This window comes from Halorarius litoreus (genome assembly GCF_024362405.1).
Taxonomy (GTDB): domain Archaea; phylum Halobacteriota; class Halobacteria; order Halobacteriales; family Haloarculaceae; genus Halorarius; species Halorarius litoreus.
Genome location: NZ_CP101454.1, coordinates 681,849 through 705,741, shown reverse-complemented (window position 1 = coordinate 705,741; position 23,893 = coordinate 681,849). Strand labels below are relative to the sequence as shown.

At 64.6% G+C, this 23,893-nt stretch carries 21 protein-coding genes and 2 pseudogenes; 10 read left to right on the top strand and 13 right to left on the bottom strand.

Annotated elements, in window-relative coordinates:
• Positions 1–20 precede the first annotated feature (20 nt).
• Positions 21–1,715, top strand: coding sequence for an FAD-dependent oxidoreductase (locus NL126_RS03640; protein WP_255197553.1), 1,695 nt, complete (start codon positions 21–23; stop codon positions 1,713–1,715).
• A gap of 63 nt (positions 1,716–1,778) precedes the next feature.
• On the top strand, positions 1,779–2,186 hold the full coding sequence (locus NL126_RS03635; RefSeq protein ID WP_255197552.1) for a nuclear transport factor 2 family protein: 408 nt from the start codon (positions 1,779–1,781) through the stop codon (positions 2,184–2,186).
• Positions 2,187–2,188: 2 nt separating this feature from the next.
• Here NL126_RS03635 and NL126_RS03630 read toward each other — a convergent pair whose 3' ends face one another.
• The 3 genes from NL126_RS03630 to NL126_RS03620 all read right to left on the bottom strand — a co-directional run bounded on the left by NL126_RS03630 (position 2,189) and on the right by NL126_RS03620 (position 5,230).
• Positions 2,189–2,647: a MaoC/PaaZ C-terminal domain-containing protein gene (locus NL126_RS03630; protein ID WP_255197551.1), complete on the bottom strand. Its 459-nt coding sequence runs from the start codon at positions 2,645–2,647 to the stop codon at positions 2,189–2,191.
• A 9-nt stretch (positions 2,648–2,656) separates the two neighbouring features.
• Positions 2,657–3,511: a 3-hydroxyacyl-CoA dehydrogenase family protein gene (locus tag NL126_RS03625; protein WP_255197550.1), complete on the bottom strand. Its 855-nt coding sequence runs from the start codon at positions 3,509–3,511 to the stop codon at positions 2,657–2,659.
• Positions 3,512–3,595: 84 nt separating this feature from the next.
• Positions 3,596–5,230 (bottom strand): class I adenylate-forming enzyme family protein, encoded by a 1,635-nt coding sequence (locus NL126_RS03620; protein WP_255197549.1) that lies wholly within the window; start codon positions 5,228–5,230, stop codon positions 3,596–3,598.
• Between the two features lie 54 nt (positions 5,231–5,284).
• On the opposite strand from NL126_RS03620, the gene NL126_RS03615 reads away from it, so the two are divergent.
• Complete coding sequence (locus tag NL126_RS03615; RefSeq protein WP_255197548.1) at positions 5,285–6,190, top strand: DMT family transporter; 906 nt, start codon at positions 5,285–5,287, stop codon at positions 6,188–6,190.
• Here NL126_RS03615 and NL126_RS03610 read toward each other — a convergent pair whose 3' ends face one another.
• Positions 6,191–7,291, bottom strand: coding sequence for an Ldh family oxidoreductase (locus NL126_RS03610; protein WP_255197547.1), 1,101 nt, complete (start codon positions 7,289–7,291; stop codon positions 6,191–6,193).
• Between the two features lie 197 nt (positions 7,292–7,488).
• On the opposite strand from NL126_RS03610, the gene NL126_RS03605 reads away from it, so the two are divergent.
• Positions 7,489–7,788, top strand: a complete 300-nt coding sequence (locus NL126_RS03605) for a hypothetical protein (protein WP_255197546.1) — start codon at positions 7,489–7,491, stop codon at positions 7,786–7,788.
• Between the two features lie 1,144 nt (positions 7,789–8,932).
• On the opposite strand, the gene NL126_RS03600 is transcribed toward NL126_RS03605, so the two are convergent.
• Positions 8,933–9,343: a helix-turn-helix domain-containing protein gene (locus NL126_RS03600; protein ID WP_255197545.1), complete on the bottom strand. Its 411-nt coding sequence runs from the start codon at positions 9,341–9,343 to the stop codon at positions 8,933–8,935.
• Between the two features lie 873 nt (positions 9,344–10,216).
• Positions 10,217–10,861: a rod-determining factor RdfA gene (gene rdfA / locus NL126_RS03595; RefSeq protein ID WP_255197544.1), complete on the bottom strand. Its 645-nt coding sequence runs from the start codon at positions 10,859–10,861 to the stop codon at positions 10,217–10,219.
• Between the two features lie 71 nt (positions 10,862–10,932).
• Here rdfA (NL126_RS03595) and NL126_RS22100 point away from each other — a divergent pair.
• From NL126_RS22100 to NL126_RS03575, 4 genes and pseudogenes are all read left to right on the top strand, one after another.
• A pseudogene (locus NL126_RS22100) lies at positions 10,933–11,115 on the top strand (molybdopterin-binding protein); the annotation flags it as partial.
• Positions 11,116–11,473: 358 nt separating this feature from the next.
• The gene (locus NL126_RS03585) at positions 11,474–12,685 is read left to right on the top strand and encodes a molybdopterin molybdotransferase MoeA (protein ID WP_255197543.1); all 1,212 of its coding nucleotides are present in this window, start codon (positions 11,474–11,476) and stop codon (positions 12,683–12,685) included.
• The gene (locus tag NL126_RS03580; protein ID WP_255197542.1) at positions 12,685–13,371 is read left to right on the top strand and encodes a nucleotidyltransferase family protein; all 687 of its coding nucleotides are present in this window, start codon (positions 12,685–12,687) and stop codon (positions 13,369–13,371) included. The genes NL126_RS03585 and NL126_RS03580 overlap by 1 nt, the downstream gene beginning before the upstream one ends.
• Before the next feature lie 92 nt (positions 13,372–13,463).
• The gene (locus tag NL126_RS03575; RefSeq protein ID WP_255197541.1) at positions 13,464–14,585 is read left to right on the top strand and encodes an XdhC family protein; all 1,122 of its coding nucleotides are present in this window, start codon (positions 13,464–13,466) and stop codon (positions 14,583–14,585) included.
• Positions 14,586–15,302: 717 nt separating this feature from the next.
• Here NL126_RS03575 and rdfA (NL126_RS22000) read toward each other — a convergent pair.
• The 3 genes and pseudogenes from rdfA (NL126_RS22000) to NL126_RS03560 form a co-directional block, all read right to left on the bottom strand.
• A pseudogene (gene rdfA, locus NL126_RS22000) lies at positions 15,303–15,740 on the bottom strand (rod-determining factor RdfA); the annotation flags it as partial.
• A gap of 680 nt (positions 15,741–16,420) precedes the next feature.
• The gene (locus NL126_RS03565) at positions 16,421–17,260 is read right to left on the bottom strand and encodes a creatininase family protein (protein ID WP_255197539.1); all 840 of its coding nucleotides are present in this window, start codon (positions 17,258–17,260) and stop codon (positions 16,421–16,423) included.
• A gap of 135 nt (positions 17,261–17,395) precedes the next feature.
• The gene (locus tag NL126_RS03560; RefSeq protein WP_255197538.1) at positions 17,396–17,698 is read right to left on the bottom strand and encodes a hypothetical protein; all 303 of its coding nucleotides are present in this window, start codon (positions 17,696–17,698) and stop codon (positions 17,396–17,398) included.
• A gap of 360 nt (positions 17,699–18,058) precedes the next feature.
• Here NL126_RS03560 and NL126_RS03555 point away from each other — a divergent pair, with 360 nt between their 5' ends.
• Positions 18,059–18,958, top strand: coding sequence for a DMT family transporter (locus NL126_RS03555; protein WP_255197537.1), 900 nt, complete (start codon positions 18,059–18,061; stop codon positions 18,956–18,958).
• 85 nt (positions 18,959–19,043) lie between these two features.
• On the opposite strand, the gene NL126_RS03550 is transcribed toward NL126_RS03555, so the two are convergent.
• Both NL126_RS03550 and NL126_RS03545 read right to left on the bottom strand, forming a co-directional pair.
• Positions 19,044–20,540, bottom strand: a complete 1,497-nt coding sequence (locus NL126_RS03550; protein ID WP_255197536.1) for a class I adenylate-forming enzyme family protein — start codon at positions 20,538–20,540, stop codon at positions 19,044–19,046.
• 395 nt (positions 20,541–20,935) lie between these two features.
• Entirely contained in the window at positions 20,936–21,724 is a 789-nt protein-coding gene (locus NL126_RS03545) for a carbon-nitrogen family hydrolase (protein ID WP_255197535.1), read from the bottom strand.
• 149 nt (positions 21,725–21,873) lie between these two features.
• On the opposite strand from NL126_RS03545, the gene NL126_RS03540 reads away from it, so the two are divergent.
• Positions 21,874–22,230, top strand: a complete 357-nt coding sequence (locus NL126_RS03540; RefSeq protein ID WP_255197534.1) for a cupin domain-containing protein — start codon at positions 21,874–21,876, stop codon at positions 22,228–22,230.
• Positions 22,231–22,327: 97 nt separating this feature from the next.
• Here the strand turns inward: NL126_RS03540 and NL126_RS03535 are convergent, their stop codons facing one another.
• Positions 22,328–23,038 carry a DUF2848 family protein gene (locus NL126_RS03535; RefSeq protein ID WP_255197533.1) on the bottom strand — a complete coding sequence of 237 codons (711 nt, stop codon included), beginning with the start codon at positions 23,036–23,038 and terminating at the stop codon, positions 22,328–22,330.
• A 46-nt stretch (positions 23,039–23,084) separates the two neighbouring features.
• On the bottom strand, positions 23,085–23,789 hold the full coding sequence (locus NL126_RS03530) for an ABC transporter ATP-binding protein (protein WP_255197489.1): 705 nt from the start codon (positions 23,787–23,789) through the stop codon (positions 23,085–23,087).
• Positions 23,790–23,893 lie beyond the last annotated feature (104 nt).

Here is a 23,893-nt window from a genome sequence, read left to right as displayed (position 1 = left end):
AGTGCTGTCCTTGTGTGGCTATGACAGTCGATCCGCCGTCCTCGTGGAATCGCTCGACGGACATCGTCGTGGTCGGGTCCGGTGGCGCAGGGCTCGTCGCCGCCCTCGCTGCGAGACCTGCCGACGTCCTCGTCGTCGAGAAGGCACCGAAAATTGGGGGCACAACGGCCGTCTCCGGTGGTGGGCTCTGGCTCCCGAACAGCCGGCCGGCCGTCGACGCGGTCGGTCGCCAGCCCCCCGAACAGGTCGAAGCCTACATCCGCCGGGTCGCCGGTGAGCGGGTCGACGACGCACTCATCGAGACGTTCGTCGACCTCGCGCCCGACGTCGTCGACTTCATCGAAGCCCGGACGAACCTGGTGTTCCAGTTCGCGGGCTACCCGGACTACCACACCGACTGGGCGGAAGCGAGCGACGACGGCAACATGATCGAGCCGACGGTGTTCGACGGCGCCCGCCTAGGCGATGACCTAGACGCCGTCAGAGACGACCCCCACCACGAACTCCCGGTCCCCGCCAGCGAGGTGTACGAGGCGGGCGGCCACGCGAAGTTCCCGAAGGTCGCGGACTTCGAGAAACTCCAGCGGCGTGCCGAGGCGGACAAACTGGCGACCGGCCGCGCGCTCGTCGCCGGGCTCTACGAGGGCTGTCTCGACGCGGGCGTGCGGTTCGAAACCGGGACCGCCGGACGCGAACTCGTCACCGACGGCGACGACGTCGTCGGGCTCCTCGCCGAGCGCGGCGGCGAGGAACTCGCCATCGAAGCCGGGGCCGTCGTCATCGCGGCCGGCGGAATCGACTGGGACGAGGACATGCGCGAGAACTTCCTCCGCGGCCCCGTCGACGCGCCGATGACCCCGCCCTCGGTCGAGGGCGACGGCGTCACGATCGGGATGGACGTCGGCGCCAAGCTCGGCAACATGAACGAGGCGTGGTGGTTCCCCGCGAGTCGAGCGCACGGCCAGCACTGGGAGGACGGCTCCCCGCTGTACAAGATGAACTGGGGACGGACTCTCCCGGGCTCCATCTTCGTGAACGAGGACGGCGAGCGGTTCTGCAACGAGGCAGGCAACTACCACGACCTGACGAAGACGCTCCACGACTTCGACCCGGGGCGCTACGGCGCCCGGAACCTCCCGGCGTACATGGTCGTCGACCAGCAGTTCCGCGACCGCTATCAGCTGCTGGCGGGTGAGTCGGACGACGACACGGTCGGCTGGCGCGACCAGCGACTGGGCGCGGACGAATCGCTGAACGAGCAGACGCCGGACGAACTCGCCGCGGGGGAGACGCTCCGCGAACTCGCCGAGGTACTCGGCGTCGACCCCGATGGCCTCGAAGCGACCGTCGAGCAGTTCAACGAACACGCGCGGCGGGGTGAGGACCCCGAATTCGGGCGCGGGCAGACCGCCTACGACAACTTCGTCGGCGACCCGGACACCGACCACCCGAACCTCGGCCCGCTCGACGAGCCGCCGTTCTACGCCATCGAGGTGCACAGCGGCATCATCGGCACGAAAGGCGGGCTCGTCACGCGACCGGACGGTGCGGTCCTCGACGTCCACGAGGAGCCGATTCCGGGGCTGTTCGCCGCCTCGAACAGCACCGCACACGTCATGGGGATGGGCTACGCCGGCGCGGGTGCCACGCTCGGCCCGAACGTCGTCTTCGGCTACCAGGCCGGGCGGCACGCCCGCGACGTGGCGACCGAGTGAGCCCGTCTAGGGGGCGCTCTGACCGATTGGACTATGTAGCAGGCCCGTCAGTCTCGAACTGGTATGCCATCACAAGTCACGAGCAGTGACGACTTGCTGGAGCTGTTGCAGGGAACGTACTTCGACTCCATCGACGGTGCCGACGCCGAAACCGCGGTGACGGTGATGCACGACGACGTCGAGTGGGTCCACACGCAGGTCTGGGAACACGACGGCCACACCGGCAGCACGACCGACACCCACAGCGGTCGCGACGAGGTCTTCGAGTTCCTCGACGATCGCATCGGCGAGATGCAGACAGAGGGCATCGAGCACAAGGTCCGCGACGCCGTCTACGCCGACGGCAAGGGCGCGTTCCGGGCAGAGGTCGTCGGCCCGGACGGCAGCACCCAGCCGTTCATGGGCTGGGTCGAACTCACCGACGGGAAGATCTCGACGTACATCGTCGGGCCCGAGCGGATGCCCGAGTAACGTCAGTCCTCGTCTGCGGACTCGCGCCGCGCGACGATGCCGAGATTGGTCATCGTCAGGACGGGGCCGTCGTCGTTCCGCGTCGTGACGGCGAAGTCCACGTCACGGTGCTGGGGTCGGTGCTCGGGCTCCGAGATGTCGACGATTTCGACGGTTCCGGAGAGGGTATCGCCGGGCCGGGTCGGCGCAGGAAAGCGGACCTCGTCCGTCCCGTGGCCGCCCTGTAGGGCGATGTTGCTGAATACCGAGTCGGTGAGCATCCGGTTCGTCAGGGAGACGACGTGCCAGCCGCTGGCGACCAGCCCGCCGAACATCGACTCCGTCGCGGCAGCCTCGTCCGTGTGGAACGGCTGGGGGTCGAACTCCTCGGCGAACTCGATTATCTCCTCGGTGGTGACGGTGTGACTGCCGAAGGTGAACTCGTCACCGACCGCGAGGTCTTCGGCGTAGCGCGTCGGCATCGCGACGGCTCACTCCTCGTCCCAGTCGTAGAACCCACGCCCGGTCTTGACGCCGTAGTCCCCCGCTCGAACCATCTTCTTGACGATCTGTGGGGGGCGGTAGACGTCGGCACCGAGTTCGTCGGCGAGGTACTCGCCGACCTCGACGCGGACGTCCCAGCCGTTGTAGTCGCCGAGCTTGAGCGGGCCGACGGGGTGGTTGTACCCCATCTCCATCGCCGTGTCGATGTCCTCCGCGGAGGCGACGCCCTCCTGGACCATCCGGGCGGCTTCCATCCCGAGCACGAGCCCGAGCCGGGAGGTGGCGAAGCCGGGGAAGTCGTCGACGACGATGCTCTCGCGGCCGAGGTCTTCGGCCAGGGCTTCGGCGCGGTCGAGCGTCTCGTCGCTCGTGTGGTGGCCGGTGATGAGTTCGACGAGCTTCATCTTCACCGGCGGGTTGAAGAAGTGCGTGCCGATGACGCGGCCGGGGTGGTCGGTGACGCTCGCGATGTCGGTGATCGAGAGCGAGGAGGTGTTCGACCCGAGCACCACGTCGGGGTCGGCCAGCTCGTCTAGCTCCTCGAAGATGGCCTGCTTGATCTCCATCTCCTCGGGGGCGGCCTCGACGATGAACGACGCCTCGTCGGCGACGGCTTCGAGCTCGGTCGTCCCGGAGACGTGCTCGAAGGCGGCGGCGGCGTCCTCGATGATCTCGCGCTCCTCCGCCTCGCGCAGGTCCGTTTCGATGCGTGCGAGCCCATCGTCGACCAGCTCCTGTTCGATGTCGCGCATGACGACGTCGAAGCCGTTCTGTGCGGCGAGCTGTGCGATACCACTGCCCATCGTGCCGGCGCCGATGACGCCGATGGTTCGAGATGACACACGCGTCACGTCAGGAGCGGCGGTAAAAAGCGTTCCCACCTGTGTAGCGTGCTCGACCTGCCCGTTCCGAGGGAGCGGTGCCGCTCAGACCTCTCGGACGCGGGACTGCTCGTCGATGTCCCAGGCCTCGACGTCGTCCCGGACGACCTTCCCGGTCGCCGACCGCGGGAACTCGTCGGGGTGGACGATGTCGAAGTACTGGGGGAGCTTGTAGTTCGCGAGCTGTTCGGACAGTCGCTCCATCAGCTCGTCGACGTCGATGGCGCTCTCGTCGTAGGTGCTGACGACGGCTCTGGGCACCTCGCCCCACTTCTCGTCCGGCACGCGCACGACGACGGCCTCCTCGATGGCCTCGTGTTCGAGCAGCACCTTCTCGATCTCGGCCGGGTAGATGTTCTCGCCGCCGCTCTTGATGAGGTACTTCCGTCGGTTGACGAAGTGGTAGCTCCCCTCGTCCTCGTCGTGGACGAAGATGTCGCCCGTGCGGAACCAGCCGTCCTTGAAGTCCTCGCGGTTCGCTTCCTCGTTCTTGATGTAGCCGCTACACAGCGTCGGGCCGCGCGTCGCGAGTTCGCCGCGCCCCTCGACTTCGTTCCAGTCCTCGTCGATGAGCTTCAGGTCGACGAACGAGGACTCGGCTTTCGGCAGGTCGTCGTCGGTCGGCCGGACGCCCTTCGGGATGTCGTTGCCCGCGCTGAGCACGTTCCCGTTCTCGGTCGCGCCGTAGGAGTTCTTGAACGGCATGTCGAACGTTTCGGTGACGCGTTCGACCTTCTTCGGGTCGATGAGGTCGACGAGTGCGCCGATGTTCCGAATGTCGCGGAACTCCGAGGTCGGGTCGATGTCGTGCTCCTCGACGTACTCCAGCAACCGCTCGACGACGCCGGGAAGCAGTACCAGCCAGCCGATGCCCCCGCCGTCTTCCTCGAGGATGTCGACGATGCGGGCCGTATCGAACCCGTCGACGGGGTAGAAGGTGCCGCCGACGGTGAACACCGCGGGGAGCCAGTCCGCCGAGACGATGTGGAACAGCGGCGGCCAGGCGAGCTGGCCGTCGCCCTTCTGCAGGTCGAAGTCGATGATGTAGGTGTAGCCCCGTGCGAGCCACGCGCGGTGGCTGATGACCACGCCTTTCGGCAGGCCGGTCGTCCCGGAGGTGTAGAGGACGACCAGACCCTGTTCGGGGTCGATGTCGTGGTCGGGGGCGGGCTCGGCGGCGTCGCCCTCGGCGACGAGCGACTCGTAGTCCAGGTCGCCGTCGCCGCCGTCCAGGTTGACGATGGTCGGGTCGGAGTCGGCCGCGGTCTCGATCCACTCGGCTTTCTCGCGGTACCGTTCCGAGACGACCAGGACGTCGGGCTCGACGAGGTCGACGCAGTGGACGAGTTCGTCGCGCTCGAGGCGCCAGTTCAGGGTGGGTACGAGCCAGCCGAGCTTCGCACCGGAGAACAGCACCTCGATGAACTCCCCGCGGTTCTCCGAGAGGACCGCGACGGTCGCCTCACCGGGCTCGTAGCCACGGTCGAGGAGTGCGTTCCCGAACGCGTTCACGCGCTCGTTCAACTCGGTGTACGTCACCTCGTGGTTCGGCTCGCTGATCGCGATGCGGTCCTGATACATCCGTGCTCCCTTTCGGAGCAGGTCACCAGCAGTAAAACGTCGTGACTGACGGACGAACTCTTCCTGGGCGCCGACGCCCAGGTCGAAGTTGAACTCCATATCTGGCAGGTTCCGGCATGTCGTATTAAGTATTAGGTTCACGATAACCGGTCGATGGCAGGAAGCTCGTTGCCGCTGTTGGGAGTGGCACTCTCGGCGTTCGTCGCGCTCACCGTCTCCGTGCAGGTGGTGCTCGTTCGGGTGGGCGCCGAACACGGCAGCGTCCGGCAGGCCGTTCTCCTCAGCCTGGGTGTGAACTTCCTCGTGTTCCTGCCCGCGGCGGCAGTCATCCACTTCCCCGACTACGGGCTGACGCTCCGCTCGCTGCTCTCCTTCGTTGCGGCGGGGTTCATGGGGACGTTCCTCGGCCGACTGCTCTACTACGACTCCATCGACCGCATCGGAGCGGGGCGAACCGAACCGTTGAAATCGTCGATGCCGCTGTTCGCCTCGCTCATCGCCGTCCTCCTCCTCGGGGAGACGCTCACGACGGCGCACACCGGCGGCATCCTGCTCATCGTCGTCGGCATCGCGGCGATCTCGTGGGAGACGACGAACTCGGGCGCGGAGCGCGGTGAGGACGTCTCGGTGACAGCACTTGGATTACCACTGCTCGCCGCGATGGCGTTCGCGACCGAGCCGAACCTCGTCCGCATCGGCTTCGCCGAGGGGACCCCTATCCTGGTCGGGCTGACGCTGAAGACGGCCGCCGCGGGACTCGGATTCCTCGGCTATCTCCGGTATCGGGGAACGCTCCGGTTCGACCGACTGCTCGGCGAGCCGCACTCGAAGTGGTATCTCGCCGCCGCCGTGGCGAACACGCTCTCCGTGCTCGGCTACTACGCGGCGCTGAAGGTCTCGCGCGTCGTCGTCGTCGCGCCCATCACGCAGACGAGCCCGCTCATCGTCGCCGTCCTCGCGTACGCCTTCCTCAGCCACCTGGAGCACATCAGTTGGCGACTCATCACGGCCTCGTGTCTCGTCGTGGTCGGCGCCGCCGTGGTCACCGTCTTCGGGTAGTCACCACGTCTGGAGGTCATCGTCGACGTCCTCGGCACCGTCGAGCGCCGCCCGTATCTCGGCCGGTGGCGTGACGCCCACGCCAGCAGCCGTCTCCGCCAGCGGGACGAGGTCGTGTTCGGGAATCTCGATACCCTCACTGCGATTGGTCTGTGTTCGCTGATGTGCGCCCTCGCCGGGGAGGCGAACGCCGGCCTCCCGGTGGAGGTGCGCCGCGAACTGCCCGATGCGGTCCTCGATGGCGGCCACGGAGAGGAACGCCGTCGGGTCGACGAGCACGAACGCGCCGCCGTTGGCCAGCCACTCGGGGTCGTTCTCCCCCACGACGGGGTTCCGACCGATGAGCCCCCCGAGCAGCTCTGCGACCACCGAGAGCGCGTACCCCTTGTGGCCCGTCGTGCGACCACCGAGGGGAAGCAGCGCGCCCTCGCCCGCCATGAACGCTGCCGGACTCTCGACCGGGTCGCCCGACGGCGTCGTCGTCCACTCGTCGTCGAGCGGCTCGCCCGTTCGGTGGTGATCTCGGATGACGCTGCCCGACACCTGGCTGGTGGCGAAGTCCGCGACGATGTCGTACGGGAGGGCGTCGAACGTCGGCACGCCGAACGCGACCGGGTTGGTCGAGAGCGTTCGCGCGGCCCCGCCGAACGCGGCGGTGTTCGTCGCGCCACCCGCGGTGTTCGTGAAGGCCAGAAACACCATCCCCGCCTCGGCGGCCCGTTCAGCGAACTCCCCGACGGGCCCGATGTGGGAGGCGTCGCGGAGCCCGACGACCGACACACCGTACTCCTCGGCGACGGCGATGCCCTCGGCGGTCGCCTCCCGTGCGGCGAGCTGGCCGAACCCGGTCTGCCCGTCGACCCGGACCGTCGCGCCGTCGCCACGGTCGACCGTCGGCGTCGCGAGCGGGTCGATGGCGCCGTCGTCGACCATTCCCGCGTACAGCGGGAGGATGCCGATACCGTGTGTGCCGTACCCCCGGAGGTCCGCCCGGACGAGCGACTCCGTGACGAGCCGTGCCGTCTCCGGGGGGCCCCCGAGTCCGTCGAGGATGTCGCGCGAGAACGCGCGGAGCGTCGTCTGGTCGAACCGCACCGTCACGCCCCCACCGGTCGCCGGCCGAGCCACCCTCGCGAGGAACGACCCACGCGCTGACGTTGCTGAAGCATACTCTGGACCTGCTTCGAGTGCAGCTATCCTAAACGTGCTGTCTATCGGAGCGTCGCACCGCTCGTGGTGCCGTGACCCCTCCACGCAAAACAGTAAAGTCGGCGTACGACGACTCCTCACCGTACACTATGAGCTGGTGGTCGAAAGTGATCGGCGACGACTACGAGAACGACCGCCGAAAGCGCCGGCTCGTGGAAGCGACGGGGGCTCTCGTGGTCGTGGTGTTCTTCTGCCTGCTGTTCGTCACGCTCTTCACCGTCCTGAAGTTCGGCGTCGTCAGGGTCATCCCGCTCGCAGGCTACCAGACTACCTTCTCGAGTGGCTGGCTCGTCGGCGTCTCGATCACGGCGCTGGCCGTCACCATCTGGACGACGTTCCGACTCTCGGACGCGCTCAACCGCGCGAAGTACCGCTACCTGGCCGACTGAACGGGGGCGACCGTGTGGGCGCGGTCGACGTTCTCTTGTAGGCACTGCCGAGAAGAACTGCAGGCAGTCGCTAGCTGGTCGCTCGCGAACCGTGGCGTCGACCGCTACCACACGAGTCCTGGCGGAATAGCACGGTAGATAGCCGTGAGCACAGAGCGGTTCGTAGTCGGTGTTAGGTCGGAACGTGAGAACGTTGTACAAAGATAATTGTAGTACAATCCGAACAGAATCCCGGCTCGTTGTACACCGAGCAGCTCGATACGAGACGCGTTCGACCCGAAAGAAACCCCATTATCGGTAGTACTCTTGCCACAAAGGACCCAGCACCCTCATAGAAAATATACCTTGGAATGAATGGCAAATATTTTCATATAAATTCTAATTTGGGGTGATATTTAGCTGAATGCCCCAGTATTAGAAACGAACATGGGGTAATGTATGATATTCCATCTGATGACGAGGGGTACTATAATCGTATAGATAATTGCAACTAATAAACTTGGTAGTACCACCGACTCGCGGTGGCTCGGTGGTGTCGAAAAATGCCACAGGTGTCGCCCCAGTGGGATGAATCCCGACGAGAGAACTATGTGCAGAGCGTCGCCGGACTCGGGGGGAGTCACAGTCCAGCGCCGTCAGCTGCTATGTCGGGTTGTCAGACACGTTCACCGGACGACTGTCCAGACCGGCTCCAAGAACCATCATGGAACACCTGGGCCGCACCACGGCCGTCGAGACGACTCGGGGAACTCGCCAGCGATGGGCTCTGGACTCTGCTGGCGACGGTCAACGATCCACTACGGCTCAACCGGGACGAATCTCAGTCGCGAGACTGCGCTCCATCCCGCTTGGCAATACGAGGCATCCACCCGATATCCGGGGATACGTGTGTGGTGTCCGCGTGAGTGAAGTATCAAACGTCGACCTCTATTAAACATCGACATCTATTTGATTGAACAATTTGTAAAAACAATCGAATAGTTGCTTGGTTGTTGGCGTTCCATTGCATCTGTCGGAGAATGTCTCTCGACGCTCCTACCCGCGGACAATGATTCTCTCTGTGGAACGTCGGCCCGTTCACCGCCGAATCAGTCACACCCACGAGCTCAGACGAAAATAGTTCTCTTTGGAGCCGCAGCGCGCGTCATTCGAGGAACGTCCGGCTGACGTGTGCGACCGAGTACTCGACGTCGAACGTGTCGTGGATGTGGTCGCGGAGGAGGGTTGCCGTCCAGCCGTCTGCGTCGATGTCGACCGCCGCTGGTGACGCCTCCAGCCACGATTCGACCTCCGCTCGCTGCGCTGCCGAGAGCTTGGGCGGTCGTCCTGGCCGTTGCTCGTCGCGGAGGGCGTCGTCGATCGGCATCGACTCGAACCGGTCGAGCCAGTAGTAGACTGTCGACTGGGGGATTCCGTACCGCCGGGAGATCGTCTCGACGTCCACGCCGTCCTTGTACGCGATGGCGACCATCAGCCGCTTTGCGGCCTTCGCATCCTCGGCGTCGTCGAGTGCCGCTCTGAGTCGGTCTGCAGCGATCTCGTCCAGTTTTCTCATGTGTCTGTGTACACGCAGAGCTGTCTAAATATTTTTGTTAGCCGATAATACAATTACTTCTGTTGAAACTGGCCACGGGCTCACGATAGCACCGATCTCGGCAGCCAGCACACAATCTGGGTGACACGTAAACCGGGCTGGTGTGACTGGGTTCTCGGTTCACACACGGGCGCGTGAGCGTGTGGGGATTCTCTCGTTCCCGTCGTGTCCACACGTGGCGTACTTAGACACCCGTTCACGGCTCGTACACGCGAGTGTGGTCCCGTCCGATGCATCGAAACCACTCGACGAGTCCACTACTGACAGGACAAGCGGCAGCGCTCGCTAGCGGTCGTGACGACGGCGAAAAGTGGTTGGGCTTGTCAGACCTGGGGCCCAACGACCGCACGGTCTCTCCGAGAGTCGGACTATGCCCTCTCAGACAGCGGAGTTACGGACCGCGTCTCGTGGTTGGCGAGCGATGCCTCGGGATCGTGCCTATCAGTGTTGGATAACCGCTGTGCCACCATGGATTCCCAAGACTGGACACGTATCCCGGCACGTGGTACCAATTGACGACACGTAATAAATGCATCGTAAGGCCCCTCGGCCGTCGATCGACGCTAGGCCGCAGCTTGGTCGTGGGAGTCACCGATAGCGCCTCCCATACATGGCTGGTTGAGTGACGTTCTGAACTGGGCCGATGGAACATACCACTCATGGTCTTGTCATTCCAACTGCCACGCTCTCACGATCGTGTCCACATCGGGGTATCTTCGGTCCGCTAATACCGGACGAGTGTCCTCGAGTGATGAGTCGAGGACGATTCGTTTCGGATGCGCCCACCGGCACCTCGCCGTAGTCGCCCGGGCTAGCACTGCCAGCACGGTGGCATCACTCCACTCGATCGCACTCACAACCTCCCGTCTCGAAGAGTTCGCTCACGGTCAGCTGGGTGCCGCAATCGTCACACCTGATCTGAATGTTTACGAAGACGTCGAACTCACCGAGAGTCAGCTGGCCCTTCGATCGGAGGGAGGTGAGGCTGTTCGTGACGACGGCGGCGAGCCGGTTCCGAAGCCGCTGGATGGTGGTCCGCTCCGAATCGGTCCCCGACGTCGTGTTCGACGTTGGTGCCGACGCGCCACGGTACTTCGTCAGGTAGGTGTGTACTGCCTGGTGTGAGACGAAGTCCGACATGAGTGCGCCGACGTCGAGCCCCTCTCGTTCGAGCCGTCGCTTGGCCTGCACGCGACTCCCGCCACTCACATCGTCGCCGGTCAGCAGCTCGTAGAGGTTCTCTGCCTCGCCGTCGAGCACCTGCATCCCGGCGTCCTCCATCGCTCCACGCAGCACTCGCTGGTTGAAGAAGTCGGCGAGCGTGCGAAGACTCATGCTCTCTTGATCCTCGGCTGTCCAGTGGTGCTCGAGCGCTGCGCCGATGTCGCCTAGATCCCTGTCGATGATGACGCGCCCGACCTTGCTCTGTCGGTGCCGCTCTTCCACACTCCCGGCGTTCGCGTCCATATCTTCGGCCATCCTACATCCACGTTCCGGGGTCGGGCAGAAAAACCGTTTCGAATACGGTGGGCGGATAGCAACACAATAAGGTGGTTTGTCACTACCTATCTGGCCGGTCCCGTGGTTCACGTCGGGGTCGTTCCAACCGTCCGAATATTCCGGATGATGTCGAAGCCATTCGGGCGGCTGTTACGGACGCGGTCGAGAGCGGTGTCGACGTGGTGGTGACGACGGGTGGGACGGGGATTACGCCGGACGACGTGACGGTCGAGGCCCTGGAGCCGCTGTTCGACCGGGAGTTGCCGGGCTTCGGCGAGGAGTTCCGCCGGTGGTGGCGTTGCCGGGCAGCGAGAACGCCGTCCGCCTTGGCGTCGAGGACCTGCTGTTGCCCCAACTCGACCACATCATTCATCAAGTTCGTCGCTAGGAACCGCTGGCGTTCGGGACGATCTTCGACCGGTAGAAGGGTCAACCGCATGAACGCCCCCGGCCGTTCGACTGGCCGGGGCTCGGTGCGGTACGTTCGTCGCCCGGGACAGGCCACTGTCCGTCCCTCTCCCACGCAATGCCTCGGAGATTCCATCGCGGACGACATTCTTTTACCGTGTTTCGCCCTCGTAGCACACGAGAATGGCACACGACCACGAGGACATGGTCTGGCGGCGCGACGCGGTCGAGCAGGTACTCGACGCCCGCGAGCGGGCGCTCGCTACCCGGCCCACCGAGTCCGTCAGCCTCGATCAGATCGCTGGCCGGACGCTCGCCAGCCCGGTCGTCGCACAGGCCGACATCCCGAACTACGACCACGCGACGATGGACGGCTACGCCTTCGACGCGACCGACGACTACCCGCTGACTGTCACCGACGTCGAGATATATCCCGAGGACGAACCACCGTCGATCGAACCCGGCCAGGCCGTCGAGATAGCCACCGGGGCACCCCTCCCACCGGAAGCCAACGCCGTCCTCAAGCGCGAGGAGTCCGAGGTCGAGGACGACCAGCTCCGGGGGACGACGCTCGAACCCGGAACCTACACCTACGAGAAGGGCAGCAACGTCCGCGAGGGCGAGCAGTTGTTCGCCGCCGGCGAGCGGCTCTCACCCATCGACGCCATCCTGCTGGGGGACCTCGGACGCGAGCAGGTCGACGTCACCGAACGCCTCTCCGTCGGTGTCCTCGCGACGGGCACCGAGATCCACGAGAGGCGGCAGTCGGACCTGGATTCGCCGATGCTGATGGGGCTGGTCCGGTCGTGGGGCCACGACGCGACCTACGAGGGAACCGTCCCCGACGAGTCCGACCGCGTCACGGACGCCATCGCCGACCTCGCGGCGGAGTACGACGTCGTGGTGACGACCGGCGGCACCAGCGTCGGGCACAAGGACTACGTCATCCGGTCGCTCGCGGATCTGGGCACTGTCGAGTTCCACCGCGTACGGGTCCGCCCAGGCAAACCGATTGCGCTGGCGACGCTGCCCGACGCCGTGGCCTTCGCCATCCCCGGCAAGCCGCTGGGAGCCCACACGATCTCCACGCTGGTGATGCGGCCCTTCTTCACCGGCGAAACGGCGCTGCCGGCGGTCGAGGCCACCGTCTCGACCGACCTCGCGATGGGCCCCGACGGCTTCGAGTACGCCGTCCCCGTGACGCTCACGGACGGCGTCGCCAGACCCTTCGGCCACACCGACTCGCCCATCGATGTCTACGAGGACACCTTCGACCCGAGCGTGCTGTCTTCGAGCACCAGAGCGACCCGCGCTGATGGCTTCGTCCTCACCGAGACCGACCTCGCCGAGGGAGACCCCGTCGACGTCATCCCCTACGCCTCGGTCGAACGCTGATGTACGACCCCCAGGACATCACCGTCATCGACCTCGACGCCGACGCCGACCGTGACGCCCACATCGAGGCCGGGGCCGACCGAAACGCCGGACACGATGCTGCCCGTACCGACGACCCCGAAATCCACGGCGTCGTCCTCGCCGCGGGGACCAGCAGCCGGTACGGTGACGACAACAAACTCCTCGCGGAACTCGACGGCCGACCGCTGGTCTACCACGCCGCGTCGACGCTGCTGGATGCCGACCTCGCCGGCGTCACCGTCGTCGTGGGCCACGAGGCCGACCGAGTGCGGGACGCGCTCGCGGAACTCGACGTTATCGTTCGCACGAACGAACGATACGCCGAGGGGCAGAGCACGTCCGTCGCGACGGGTGTCGCCGCCGCGGCCGAGCGCGACGCCGACGCCGTCGTCCTGTCATTGGGGGACATGCCGACCGTGGACGCCGCGACGGTCGACCGCCTCATTCGGGCCTACAAACTCGGGGTGGGTACGGTCATCGCTGCTGCCTACGACGGAACCAGAGGCAACCCGACGCTGTTCGACCGCAGCTACTTCGACGTCCTGCTGGACATCGACGGCGACGTCGGCGGTCGGGAGATCTTCCACACCGACGACCGGGCCGTGGCCGTCGAGACCGGCGACCCGGGGGTCCGGTACGACGTCGACCTGCCCGAGGATCTCTGAGCCTCTAGCTCGGTCTGCCCTGGCTGCCCGGGACGGAGGAATATCGGACTGTCGACAGAAGGTTAATACGTTTTATCGCCTCTCTCTATCGTATGAGCCAACAGAACTGGAGCGTTCCCGAACAAGACGTTCGCGAACGTATCCGCGGGCTGCTCGCCGACGAGGACGGCAACGGCGTCCTCGCGACGGTGGTCGGCGTCCGCGGGAGCGCGTACCGCCGACCCGGTGCGCGGATGGTCATCACCCAGGATGACAGCTTCGGTAACGTCACCGCGGGCTGTCTCGAGGACGAGGTCCGCCAGCTGGCTGCCGACGTCGTCGCGGCGGGCGAGCCCCGCGTCGAGACCTACGACCTGATGGAAGACGACGACGATATCTGGGGGCTGGGCGTCGGCTGCAACGGCGTCATCGACATTCTGCTCGAGCCCCTGACCGGGGTCGAGCGGCCGCTGTTCCCCGATGACGACTGCCTCGCGAGCCTCGTCCTCCTCGACGGCGACGGGCCGCGGTTCGCAACCGGCCAGTACGACTTCGAGTCGGGGTTCGCCGGTGACCTGCCATCCTGGGTCGAGCGCGGCGCCGAGGCCGACGTGCGGGCGCTTGTCGAGGCAGGCAAGAGCCAGACCGTCAGCGTCGCGGCCGACGGCAAGGAGGCCGACGTGTTCGTGGAGACGCTCGTCCCCTCGCCGAAGCTCGTGGTGCTGGGAACCGGGCCGGACGTCGGCCCGGTCGTCGAACTCGCCAAGAACGTCGACTTCGAGGTCACCGTCATCGGCTTCCGGGGCGTCAACGCCCAGGCCGAGCGGTTCCCCCGGGCCGACGAGGTGTTCTCGACCTCACCGGCACAGCTGGCCGACGCCCACGACTTCGACGACTCGACCTACGTCGTGACGATGACCCACAACTTCGTCGACGACCGCCTCTCGCTCGACGCGTTGCTCGACACCGACGTTCCCTACATCGGGTTGCTCGGCCCCCGGAAACGGTTCGAGGAGATGCAGGAAGCCTTCGCCGACGAGGGTCGGACGTTCTCGCAAGCGGAACTCGACCGCATCCAGACGCCGGTCGGGCTCGACCTGGGGTCGGGGACGCCCTACGGCATCGCCCACAGTATCGTCGCCGAGCTTCTGGCGGTCCACAACGACCGCGAGCCGGCGCACCTCGAGGGGCGCGAGGGGCCGATCCACCCCCGCGTCATCGCCGGAAACGACTAGCGGTACAACACCCACCGGCTACGGCGTCGAACCGGTGCGGTACTCTCGACCCACGGAGCGCAGACCGTGGGGTTCGATTCGGCGGCGGACAGTACGGAACGTATAGATAAATTAATTCTGAGTAGTGTCACAGTCAGCGGGCACGAGAACTGACCAGAAATCGTTCGCAACGTAGAGCTCAGACTGTCATCGTTCATGTCGACCCTTTTCACCATGCTGGAATGGGTCGTGGACAGCCGGCCGGTCACGACTGGTGTCTAGCTGGCACCACGATAATTCGCACGCTCACTGAACACGGGGTAGCCGACAGGTCTGGTCAGTTCTGTAACGCGGCTGGACTCTCTTCTATCCCGGTGCATCTCCCCACGGCGGAAACTGGTGTCAGAGAGTACACCGGGCCAACAGGTTTTCCGTTATACGGAACAGACTCTGCCGCATGTCCGTCCAAACTCGACGAGTCTTCGTCTCATGTCTCCTGCTCACCGGACGTGACTGAGTACGGGATTTCCGTCCAACCGCACCCCCGGACCCTTATCTTGAAGACCTGGAGATACTGGACCTCTTCGCGGCGTTTCTGGAGGGCACCGAGGCGCGCCGCGCCGTCGAGCTGGATGCCGACCTTCGTGAGTTCATCCTGCGTCCGGTCGATACTGACGAGATCTTCCTACTTTTGTATTACAACGCTAGTGCTGTAACGGGTTCTTCACGGCCAGCGGTTCACTCGTCACACTTGCAGCGCTGGTCGTCGAGCAGTTCCGTGACCGACTTGTGCGCCCCGCAGTCCGTACAGACCACGTCGACGGTGATCAGAACCTCGAAGTTGCCGAGGGTGAGCAGGCTCGCGTCCCGGAGCTTTGAGAGAGACTGTTCGCCACCGCACTCAGCCGGTCTGCAGGTGCTTGATGGTGCCCGATTCGACGCGGTCGGAGTCGTCGGTCTCCTTGGTGATGTCCCGGCCTCTGTCAGGTACGTGTGTATCGCCTGGTGGGTGACGAACTCCTGTTCGAGGCTATCGACGTCGATTCCGTTGCGATCGAGAGTCCGACGGACCTGCGTGCGGTCGCCGCTGCTGACGTCGTCGTCGACGAGTGCCTGGTAGGCCGTCTCGATTTCCCCGTCCAGTGGTTGCTCGCCGGTGTCTGGGAGTGCCGCCTCGAGGACGGCGAGATTGAACCGCTCGGCGAGTTCACGGAAGCTCTGGGCCTCGCCGTCGGTACCGAATCATCGACGCTCCAACTGTTCTCCCATGCCGTCGAGGGTGTCGCGTTGGATGGCCTTCCTGGCCTTATCCGTGGGCTCGCCCCCTCGGAATTCTCAGCGTCCGGCAGTGTAGTCCAGCGCACCGTCACTTCAGTGTTGCTCGGACATCGGACCCCCTCCTCTGTGGAGAATGCGGATCGACCAGGTGAACGTCAGCAGGCGTACGGCTTCTTCGGGTGACGAGATGGGTGTCTGCGTAACAATCCGTAATGCGGAACAGTGATGTTCGCGGTCTCACCTGCACGACCGCTCAAACTGGGCAAATCCATTCGACTTTGGTTGATTTCCACATTCTACATGGAGAGATTATAATCCGTAATGCGGAACGTGTGTATGTTAAACCAGCACACCGTGGGAATCTGTTCCTCGTAAGGAAACGCACAGATCGTCTGTACCTTGGGCTAGTTTGTCGGCGGTACAGCCGCCAAGAAGTCAGTTGGGGTCGCTGGCTGGCAGAGGCAGCGGGAGGCCAACGGCGTCTCGCTGTCGCCTATTGGAACGTCGTCGCTGTCGCTGTGAACGCCGGTATCACGATGGACGGGACGATGTTTGGCTCACGCCGATTAGCCCTGCGCTCAGTAGCTCAGGCCCAGGGAGCCGCCGTCGTCGGACTGCTGCGCGGTCCGGAACGCCCGGAGGTCGTCGAGGAACTCCTCGGCGTTGTCACACAGGCGCTCGATGAGCTCCTCGCCCTTCTCGGCGCTGGCCTTTGTCGGGTCGCCCTGGTGGCCGAGTGCGTCCTCGGGCCAGTCGTGGCGGGACTTGGCAGTCATCACCTTGTCGTCGAGGTTGACGTAGTCGTTGGAGGTAAAGCGCGTCCACCCGCCGGCGGCCGACGCGACGAACTCGTCTTCCTTGACGAGGTCGGGGTGTTTGTGCATGATGAACGACGTCTCGAACTCGCCGCCGTGGAACCCCGCCTCCTTGTCGCCCTCGCGCATCTCGCGGTAGATGCGGACCCCGAATAGCACGAGGTCTATGGTGGCGAAGAACGCCTCCGGATGGTCATCTTTGACGTTGTCGGCCGCGATCTCGATGGCGGCGTTGTTGGCCATCCGGTGGCCGTTGACGGTCAGGATGTTCTCGACGCCGTGGGAGAGGAGGCTCTCGTAGATGTCCGTCAACACGGCCACGACGGTCTCGCTCGACAGCGAGACCGTCCCGGGGAACGCGAGGTGGTGGTCGGCGTCGCCGTACCAGATGGGTGGGGCGGCGAGCACGCCTGTCCGCGCGGCTATCTCCTCGGCCATGTCCTTCGCCTGGTAGGCGTCGACCCCGAGCGGGAGGTGGGGCCCGTGCTGCTCTGTCGAGCCGATGGGGACGATGACCGTCGGGTGGTCCTCGGTTTCGACGTAGCTCTCGAAGTCCTGCCAGGTCAGTTCCTGCAGCCAGACTGTCTCGTCGGGTACTGACATACGACCTACGACGTGCGCGAGCAGATAAAGGCTACGGCGAGGCTTGCCCTTCGCTCCGCGGTTCGTCTCGATGGGTCGCGTGCCCCACCGTCTGAGCAATTCGGGCGCGTAGCCGCCACGGTCACCCCCTTGCGGTCACGAATGACTGGGGCGGGCTGGGTGGTCCGCTCGTTCCGCGTCCTCCCTGGCCGCGGCCGGATGCCGCGGCACCGTCGTCGCGCCGTTTCCGTACCCCGTGGGTACCCAGCGGTGGACGTGCTTCGACGTGTAGACAATGAGTTCCTCCCACCCGCCGAGTGGCTGGTCGGGCACCTCCGCGAGCGAGGTGAACTCTCGCCACCGTTCGTCGGGGTCCACCAGCGTCCCGCTGTTCTCCCGATAGAGAATCGTTTCCACAGACTCGTCGCCGATCTCCCGTGCTATCTGCTCCCTGAGCATCGTATCAGTTCCGGTACCGCTGGGAACGGGGGAGGCCAGCTAAAGGGTTTCGGCGCTCGCAATCGGCCGATTTTACCGTCTTCGACCGGGTTCCGCGCTGGTCGTTGCGTGATTGCGAGAAAGCTCGTTACATATCGTCGCTTCTCCCGACACTTTCTTCGGATAGCTGTGAATCCTGAGGGGAGCTGATCTACTCTCAGGACCGTTCCAATCCCGCTCTAGACGGCGAGTTCCGCGGCAATCTCGACGACGTGGCGGGCTCTAGGGGGAGAGCGAGCGGGTCTCGGAAGGCTCGGTGGAGAGGCACCACTTCACCCCGACCGGTTGGATTATACGTCCGCCGCGTGAGGGTAGAGAACGATGGTTCTCGGGTCGTCGATCGACGTGTACGTCCTCTCACTCGGAACGGCCCTGTTCTGGGGGCTCGGGCCGGTCTTCTCGAAGCGTGGCCTCGATGGCGACGGCACGTGGATGCAGAGCACGCTCGTCGTCCTCGCGACCCGGACCGCGCTGTACTGGGTGCTGTTGTTCGTCACGAGCGATGTGGCCGCCCTGGCAGGAATCACTGCCGAGACTGTCGTCTTGTTCGCGGTCGCCGGGGTCGTCTCGTCGGGCCTCGGTCGGCTCCTCTTCTACGTCGGGGTCGCCGAAGTCGGCTCGACCATCACGAACGCCTTCACGAACACGCGCCCGTTGTTCGCGGTGGGACTCGCCATCATCTGGCTCGGCGAGACCGTCACGGCGCAGGTCGCGGTCGGCACGCTCGTCATCGTCACCGGCCTCGTCGTGCTCACGGTGTCGAAGGGCGGCGACATCGAAGGGTGGGACCGACGGTATCTGTTGTTCCCCCTCGTCGCGGCGACCTTCTACGCGCTCGGCAACGTGATCCGCCGATTCGGATTCACGACCGCGACTGTCGATCCGCTCCAGGCAATCGCCGTCGGAGACCTCGCGGCACTGCTGTTCGTGGTGGGGGTAGCAGTCGTCTCCGGCAACCACGACCTCGACGGCTCTCGGGAGTCGTACGCGTACTTCGGTGTCGCCGGCGTGTTCGCCGGCGTCGGGCTCCTCTTGCTGTTCCAGGCGCTCTCGTTGGAAAACGGTCACGTCGCCATCGTCGACCCGCTGTCGGCGACCGCACCGCTGTTCACGACCATCTCCGCGGCCGTGCTCCTGCGGGACGTCGAGCGGGTGACCCTCGGGACGGTCCTCGGCATCCTCGTCGCCATCGCTGGTGTGGCACTGGTCACGCTCGGCTAAGCTCGCTGGCGTTCAGTTCAGCAGTCACAACCCGGATACCGGTGGTTCCGGGAGAAATCCGCTCGAATCGCAATCGACAGTGGGGCTACGCGATGTCGGAGAGCTCGTCGACGAAGTGGACCGCTCGGGGACGCTTGTAATCCGCAACGGCGGTCTGTTCGTGGCGCCAGTAGTCTTCGATATCTCTCTCGGACAGCGAGTCGTCGGCCGAGACGACGTAGGCGACGATGCGCTCACCCAGGTCGTCGTCTTGCTCGCCGATCACCGCACAGTCCTTGATGTCGGGATGGGCTCGGAGCGCGCGCTCGACTTCCAGGGGGTAGATGTTCTCACCGCCGGAGATGACCACGTTGTCGATGCGGTCAAACATGTAGTAGCGGCCGTCTTCGCCAAGGAGGGCGATGTCGTTCGTGTAGAGCCACTCGCCGTGGAGAGTCTGCGCGGTTTTCTCGGGCTGTTCGTAGTAGCCGTGCATGAGTTTCGGCGCGCGGACGATGAGTCGGCCGCGCTCGCCCTGTTCGACGGTGTCAGTCGGGGCAGCCCCGTCGTCCAGTTCGATGATGCGCACGTCCACGTTGAGGAACGGCTTGCCGATACAGTAGTCCGACGGGCGGCTCGCTGGCATGCTTGAGTCCCGTAGGGTAACCATCCCCGTCGTCTCCGTGAGGCCGTAGGCGTTGTAGTGGCGCTCGCAGAGTGCCGTCGAAATCCACTCGGCGACGTCGTCGGGGATGGGCGCACCGGAACTGAGCACGATGCGCAACGACGAGGTGTCGTACTCTTCGCCACCGGCGTCCATCATCCGCTTGAGATGCGTGGGGACTCCCAGCATGGCCGTGATCGACTCCGACCCGAACACGTTGAGGGTCTGCTCGGCGTCGAAGTGGGGCTGGATCACGTTCGTCGCCCCCGCGAGTACACTCGGCACGAGCACGTTCAGGTAGTCCGCAGAGTGGAACATCGGTGCGACGTGCAGCGAACGGTCCGATTGTCGGTAGTCGAACTCGCTCAGACAGGCCATCGCGTTGGCCCAGACGCTCCGGTGGTCGGTCTCGACGAGTTTCGGCCGTCCCGTCGTCCCCGAGGTGTGCATCATCACGGCCAGGTCCGTTGGGTCGATGTCGGCGTCGTCGGGCGCCGTCGCCGGAGCGTCCTCGCCCAGAACGGCGAACGGTTCCCCCAGACTGGGGTCGTCGCCCGTGGAAAAGTAGTGTGCAACTGGGGTCAGGTCGTCGCTGTTGTCCGCGACGAGGGCTGCCAGTTCCTCGTCGTACAGCAGGACGGACGTCTCGGCCGTCGTCACGACGTGGACGAGGTCGTCGGGCGAGAGCCGGTAGTTCATCGGAACCGCGACCGCCCCACACTGCTGAGCGGCGAAGTACGTCGTGGCCTGCTCGATCCGGTTACGGGTCAGGATGCCCACGCGGTCGCCCGCCTCGACGCCGAGGTCAGCCAGCGCACTCGCCACGCGGTTGACGCGGCCGTACCACTCGTCGTAGGTGAGTCGGCGCTCACCCTGAACCATCGCCTCGTTGTCCGGGCAGCGGGTCGCAGTCTGCGCGAGAATCCGTCCAAGGAGCATGTATCCCGACACTTCCGAGCCGACGACGTTAACAATATTGTTTCCTGTTGTATATTTGGTATGTGTGTGGCGACCCTGCGTGAGGTCGACCCCTGCGGAGCGGACTCGCTGGTCCCTGGGCTCGCCACGGATGTCGACGAACCGGGCTAACGACGGGCCAGTCGCTCGTCGTGACATCGTTGGTGTAGCAAAGGGGGAGAGAGAGAACCGTTGAGAAGTGCGACCGGACGGGGGGTTGGGGTGCCCTCGAATGATCCACTACCTGCGGCGGTGAGCCCATGGTTAACGACCGAGGGGGGTGGGGTGCCGAGTGGCTGCGTCCGGTCGAGTGAACGCTCGCGGACTCGCAGTGTAAGTCGAATGAATGCAGCAATAGTTGCCGAATGTCCGCCGCGCTACAGATCGTAGGAGAGGTCGAACTGCCGGTCGGCCAGGGCGGGGAAGTCGTCACGGGCCTCTGCGACCATGTCTAGGTCGACATCGGCCACGACGGTCCGCTCGTGGAACCCCGCGTTCGCGAGCGGCGTCGCCCAGGGGTCGACCACGAGGCTGTGGCCGGCGAGTTCGACGCCCTGGTTCTGGCCGACGAGATTCGAGGCCGCGAGAAACACCTGGTTCTCGACTGCCCGCATCCGGTTGAGCATCAGCCAGTGCTCCAGCCGCGGGATAGGCCACGCCGAGGTGACGAGGAACAGGTCTGCGCCCTGGTCGACGAGTGCCCGGAACAGTTCCGGGAACCGGAGGTCGTAGCAGGTCACCAGTCCAACCGTTCCGAACACGGTGTCGATAGTGACGACTCGCTTCCCGTTCGTCAGTAGCTCCTGTTCCCTAGAGCCGTATCCGTAGGTGTGGATCTTCCGATACGTGTCGAGGAGTTCACCCTCGGGGGAGACGAGCCCGCTCGTGTTGTAGAGGTCATCGCCGTCCGCTTCGACGATGCTCCCGGTGTGGAGGTAGAGGTCGAGTTCGTCCGCCAGCGACTGGAGGTGGGACATCGTCGGCCCGTCGATCGGCTCTGCGCCTGCCGCGTACTCGTCGAAGGCGAAGTAGCCGAGGTTCCAAATCTCCGGGAGCACCACCAGGTCTGCCCCGCTGTCGGCGACGTCGCGGATTCTCGCCTCCACCTTCGCGACATTGTCTTCTGCGTTCGGTCCAGCCTCTAACTGCACACTCGCGATTCGCATACTCCTACCACGTGTCCGTCACCTCTTAACTGTTGCTCGCTCAGCGTGCTGACGGTCTGTGCTCCCGAGCGCGGTCCTGTGTCATTCACTGCGCCGCGACTTCACCGACCACAACCTATAATACCTGCTGCCGAGAAGGTCGTACTGGTATGCCAACCGAAGACAAGGAGCTTTTCGACCCATTAGCAGCAGATAGCGGTATCGAGTGGGAACCCGTCGAGGGCTACCCGGACGGAATCTACGAGAAGGTCCTGTACATGGACGAGGACGGAAGCCACAGCCGCATCCTCAAGTTCGAACCAGGTGTCGAGACCAACGAAGTCCTCATTCACGACTTCTACGAGGAGGTGTACGTCATCTCTGGCGGCCTCATCGACACGACGCTGGACGAGGTGTTCACAGCTGGGACCTACGCCTGCCGGACGCCGGGCATGAAGCACGGCCCCTATCAGACCCCCATCGGCTGCATGACCTTCGAGACACGCTACTACGAAGACGGTAACTGATCCGCTGACCGGCGGCTTCACTCCACAGACAGTTCTGTAGTCACGAACTGTCGGTGGTTTCTCGAACGATATCGACGGAAGGAGAGTGACGCGCTCGTCAGTCCTCGGCGAGCCAGTCGAGGACGGAGACCTCGTACTCGACGCGCATAGTCCGATCGAGCACCGGGTCGTGCAGTTCTACCTCGAAGGCGTCACCGTGGATGAGGTCCTCGGTCTCGGTGCCGACGCTCCCTGAGAAAATCGCGGTGTGTTCAGTCGGGCTGGTCGTCGTCTCCTCGACGAGGTCGAACAGGTCCGCCGGCGGGAGAATCGCCTCGAGCGTGGTGTCCTGGTAGAGGATGCGCTCCCCGTCAGCTCTGGTCCAGCTGCGGAGTTCGATCTGGTCCCAGTGGTCCTGCAGGTCCTCGAGTAGCCAGAGGTCGGTCCCGACGACGTTCGGGCAGAGGCTCTTCGCGACGACGATGCTCTCGGTCTCCATCTCCCGGTCCGTGTGGTCGCTTCCGAGCCCAACGTACACGTCGTCAGTGTCGGCCTGGGGGAAGAGGACGAACTCGGCCTCGCCGGACGTCTTCTCGGAGATGACCTCGACGTCGTCGCTGGTGGTGATGAGATGGTACGGTTTGGGGTAGATGACGGGGAACTCGTCGGGTGCCTCGATACCTTCCTCCTCGAGTTCCTCGATGTGTTTGCGGATTTCCTCGTCGTTGCGGCCGGTCCACCCGCAGTTGGCGATGCGGTCGACCGTGACGCTCACGGATTCCGAATTCGACGCTCCCTGCCGCTGTAGCTGCAAGTCAAGGGTTGTCACAGATAGAGGTTGGGGGCGTAGACTATAAATTTAGGGCTTTGGGGTGTCAGCCGGCGAGGAATTCTTGGCGGATTTCCTGGTCGGCGAGCATGGCTTCGGCGGTGTCCTCGCGCTGGATGGTGCCGTCGGTCAGTAGATAGCCGCGGTCGGCACGGTGGAGGATTTCTTCGGCGTTCTGTTCGACGATGAGGATGGCGGTGCCCTCGGCGTTGATTTCGTCGATTTTGTCGAAGAGGTCGTCGACGAGGTGGGGTGCCAGTCCGGAGCTCGGTTCGTCCAGCAGCAACAGGTTGGGTTCGGAGATGAGCGCTCGGCCGATGGCGAGCATCTGTCGCTGGCCGCCGCTCATGGTTTCGGCGATCTGGCCGGTACGTTCTTCGAGGATGGGGAATCGCGAGTAGATGTCCTGGAGTTTCTCCTCGGAGAGTTCGTCTTCGGTGTACGCTCCCATTTTGAGGTTCTCGATGACGGAGAGGGTCTGGAAGATGCTGTCGTCTTGAGGAACGTAGTTCATCCCTTTCCGGATGAGCTCTTCCGTCTCGAGGGTGGTGATGTCCGTGCCGTCGTAGGTGACGGTTCCGCCCTTGTGGTCGGTGAGGCCGAATATGGAGTCCATGAGGGTGCTCTTGCCGGCGCCGTTCGGGCCGATGATGGTGACGTACTCGCCGCGGTCGACCGTGAGGTCGATTCCGTCGAGGATCTGCAGGTCCCCGTAGCCCGCCTGCAGGTCCGTGACCTCGAGCAGCGTCACTGCCCACCACCTACTTGCGCCGTCTCGTCTGTCCCGCTGCACCGACGACAGGTTGTGTATGACATGGCCAACGTGGTGATACTCGACCAGCGTTGTAAAATAAT

Excerpts from the sequence above, each read along its gene's own strand:
- NL126_RS03640 (WP_255197553.1), top strand. The coding sequence starts at position 21 with ATGACAGTCGATCCGCCGTCCTCGTGGAATCGCTCGACGGACATCGTC.
- NL126_RS03560 (WP_255197538.1), bottom strand. The coding sequence starts at position 17,698 with ATGCTCAGGGAGCAGATAGCACGGGAGATCGGCGACGAGTCTGTGGAA.
- NL126_RS03600 (WP_255197545.1), bottom strand. The coding sequence starts at position 9,343 with ATGAGAAAACTGGACGAGATCGCTGCAGACCGACTCAGAGCGGCACTC.
- NL126_RS03620 (WP_255197549.1), bottom strand. The coding sequence starts at position 5,230 with ATGGAGTTCAACTTCGACCTGGGCGTCGGCGCCCAGGAAGAGTTCGTC.
- NL126_RS03565 (WP_255197539.1), bottom strand. The coding sequence starts at position 17,260 with ATGTCAGTACCCGACGAGACAGTCTGGCTGCAGGAACTGACCTGGCAG.
- NL126_RS03540 (WP_255197534.1), top strand. The coding sequence starts at position 21,874 with ATGCCAACCGAAGACAAGGAGCTTTTCGACCCATTAGCAGCAGATAGC.
- NL126_RS03580 (WP_255197542.1), top strand. The coding sequence starts at position 12,685 with ATGTACGACCCCCAGGACATCACCGTCATCGACCTCGACGCCGACGCC.
- NL126_RS03605 (WP_255197546.1), top strand. The coding sequence starts at position 7,489 with ATGAGCTGGTGGTCGAAAGTGATCGGCGACGACTACGAGAACGACCGC.
- NL126_RS03615 (WP_255197548.1), top strand. The coding sequence starts at position 5,285 with ATGGCAGGAAGCTCGTTGCCGCTGTTGGGAGTGGCACTCTCGGCGTTC.
- NL126_RS03630 (WP_255197551.1), bottom strand. The coding sequence starts at position 2,647 with ATGCCGACGCGCTACGCCGAAGACCTCGCGGTCGGTGACGAGTTCACC.
- NL126_RS03585 (WP_255197543.1), top strand. The coding sequence starts at position 11,474 with ATGGCACACGACCACGAGGACATGGTCTGGCGGCGCGACGCGGTCGAG.
- NL126_RS03550 (WP_255197536.1), bottom strand. The coding sequence starts at position 20,540 with ATGCTCCTTGGACGGATTCTCGCGCAGACTGCGACCCGCTGCCCGGAC.
- NL126_RS03545 (WP_255197535.1), bottom strand. The coding sequence starts at position 21,724 with ATGCGAATCGCGAGTGTGCAGTTAGAGGCTGGACCGAACGCAGAAGAC.
- NL126_RS03575 (WP_255197541.1), top strand. The coding sequence starts at position 13,464 with ATGAGCCAACAGAACTGGAGCGTTCCCGAACAAGACGTTCGCGAACGT.
- rdfA (WP_255197544.1), bottom strand. The coding sequence starts at position 10,861 with ATGGCCGAAGATATGGACGCGAACGCCGGGAGTGTGGAAGAGCGGCAC.
- NL126_RS03635 (WP_255197552.1), top strand. The coding sequence starts at position 1,779 with ATGCCATCACAAGTCACGAGCAGTGACGACTTGCTGGAGCTGTTGCAG.
- NL126_RS03555 (WP_255197537.1), top strand. The coding sequence starts at position 18,059 with ATGGTTCTCGGGTCGTCGATCGACGTGTACGTCCTCTCACTCGGAACG.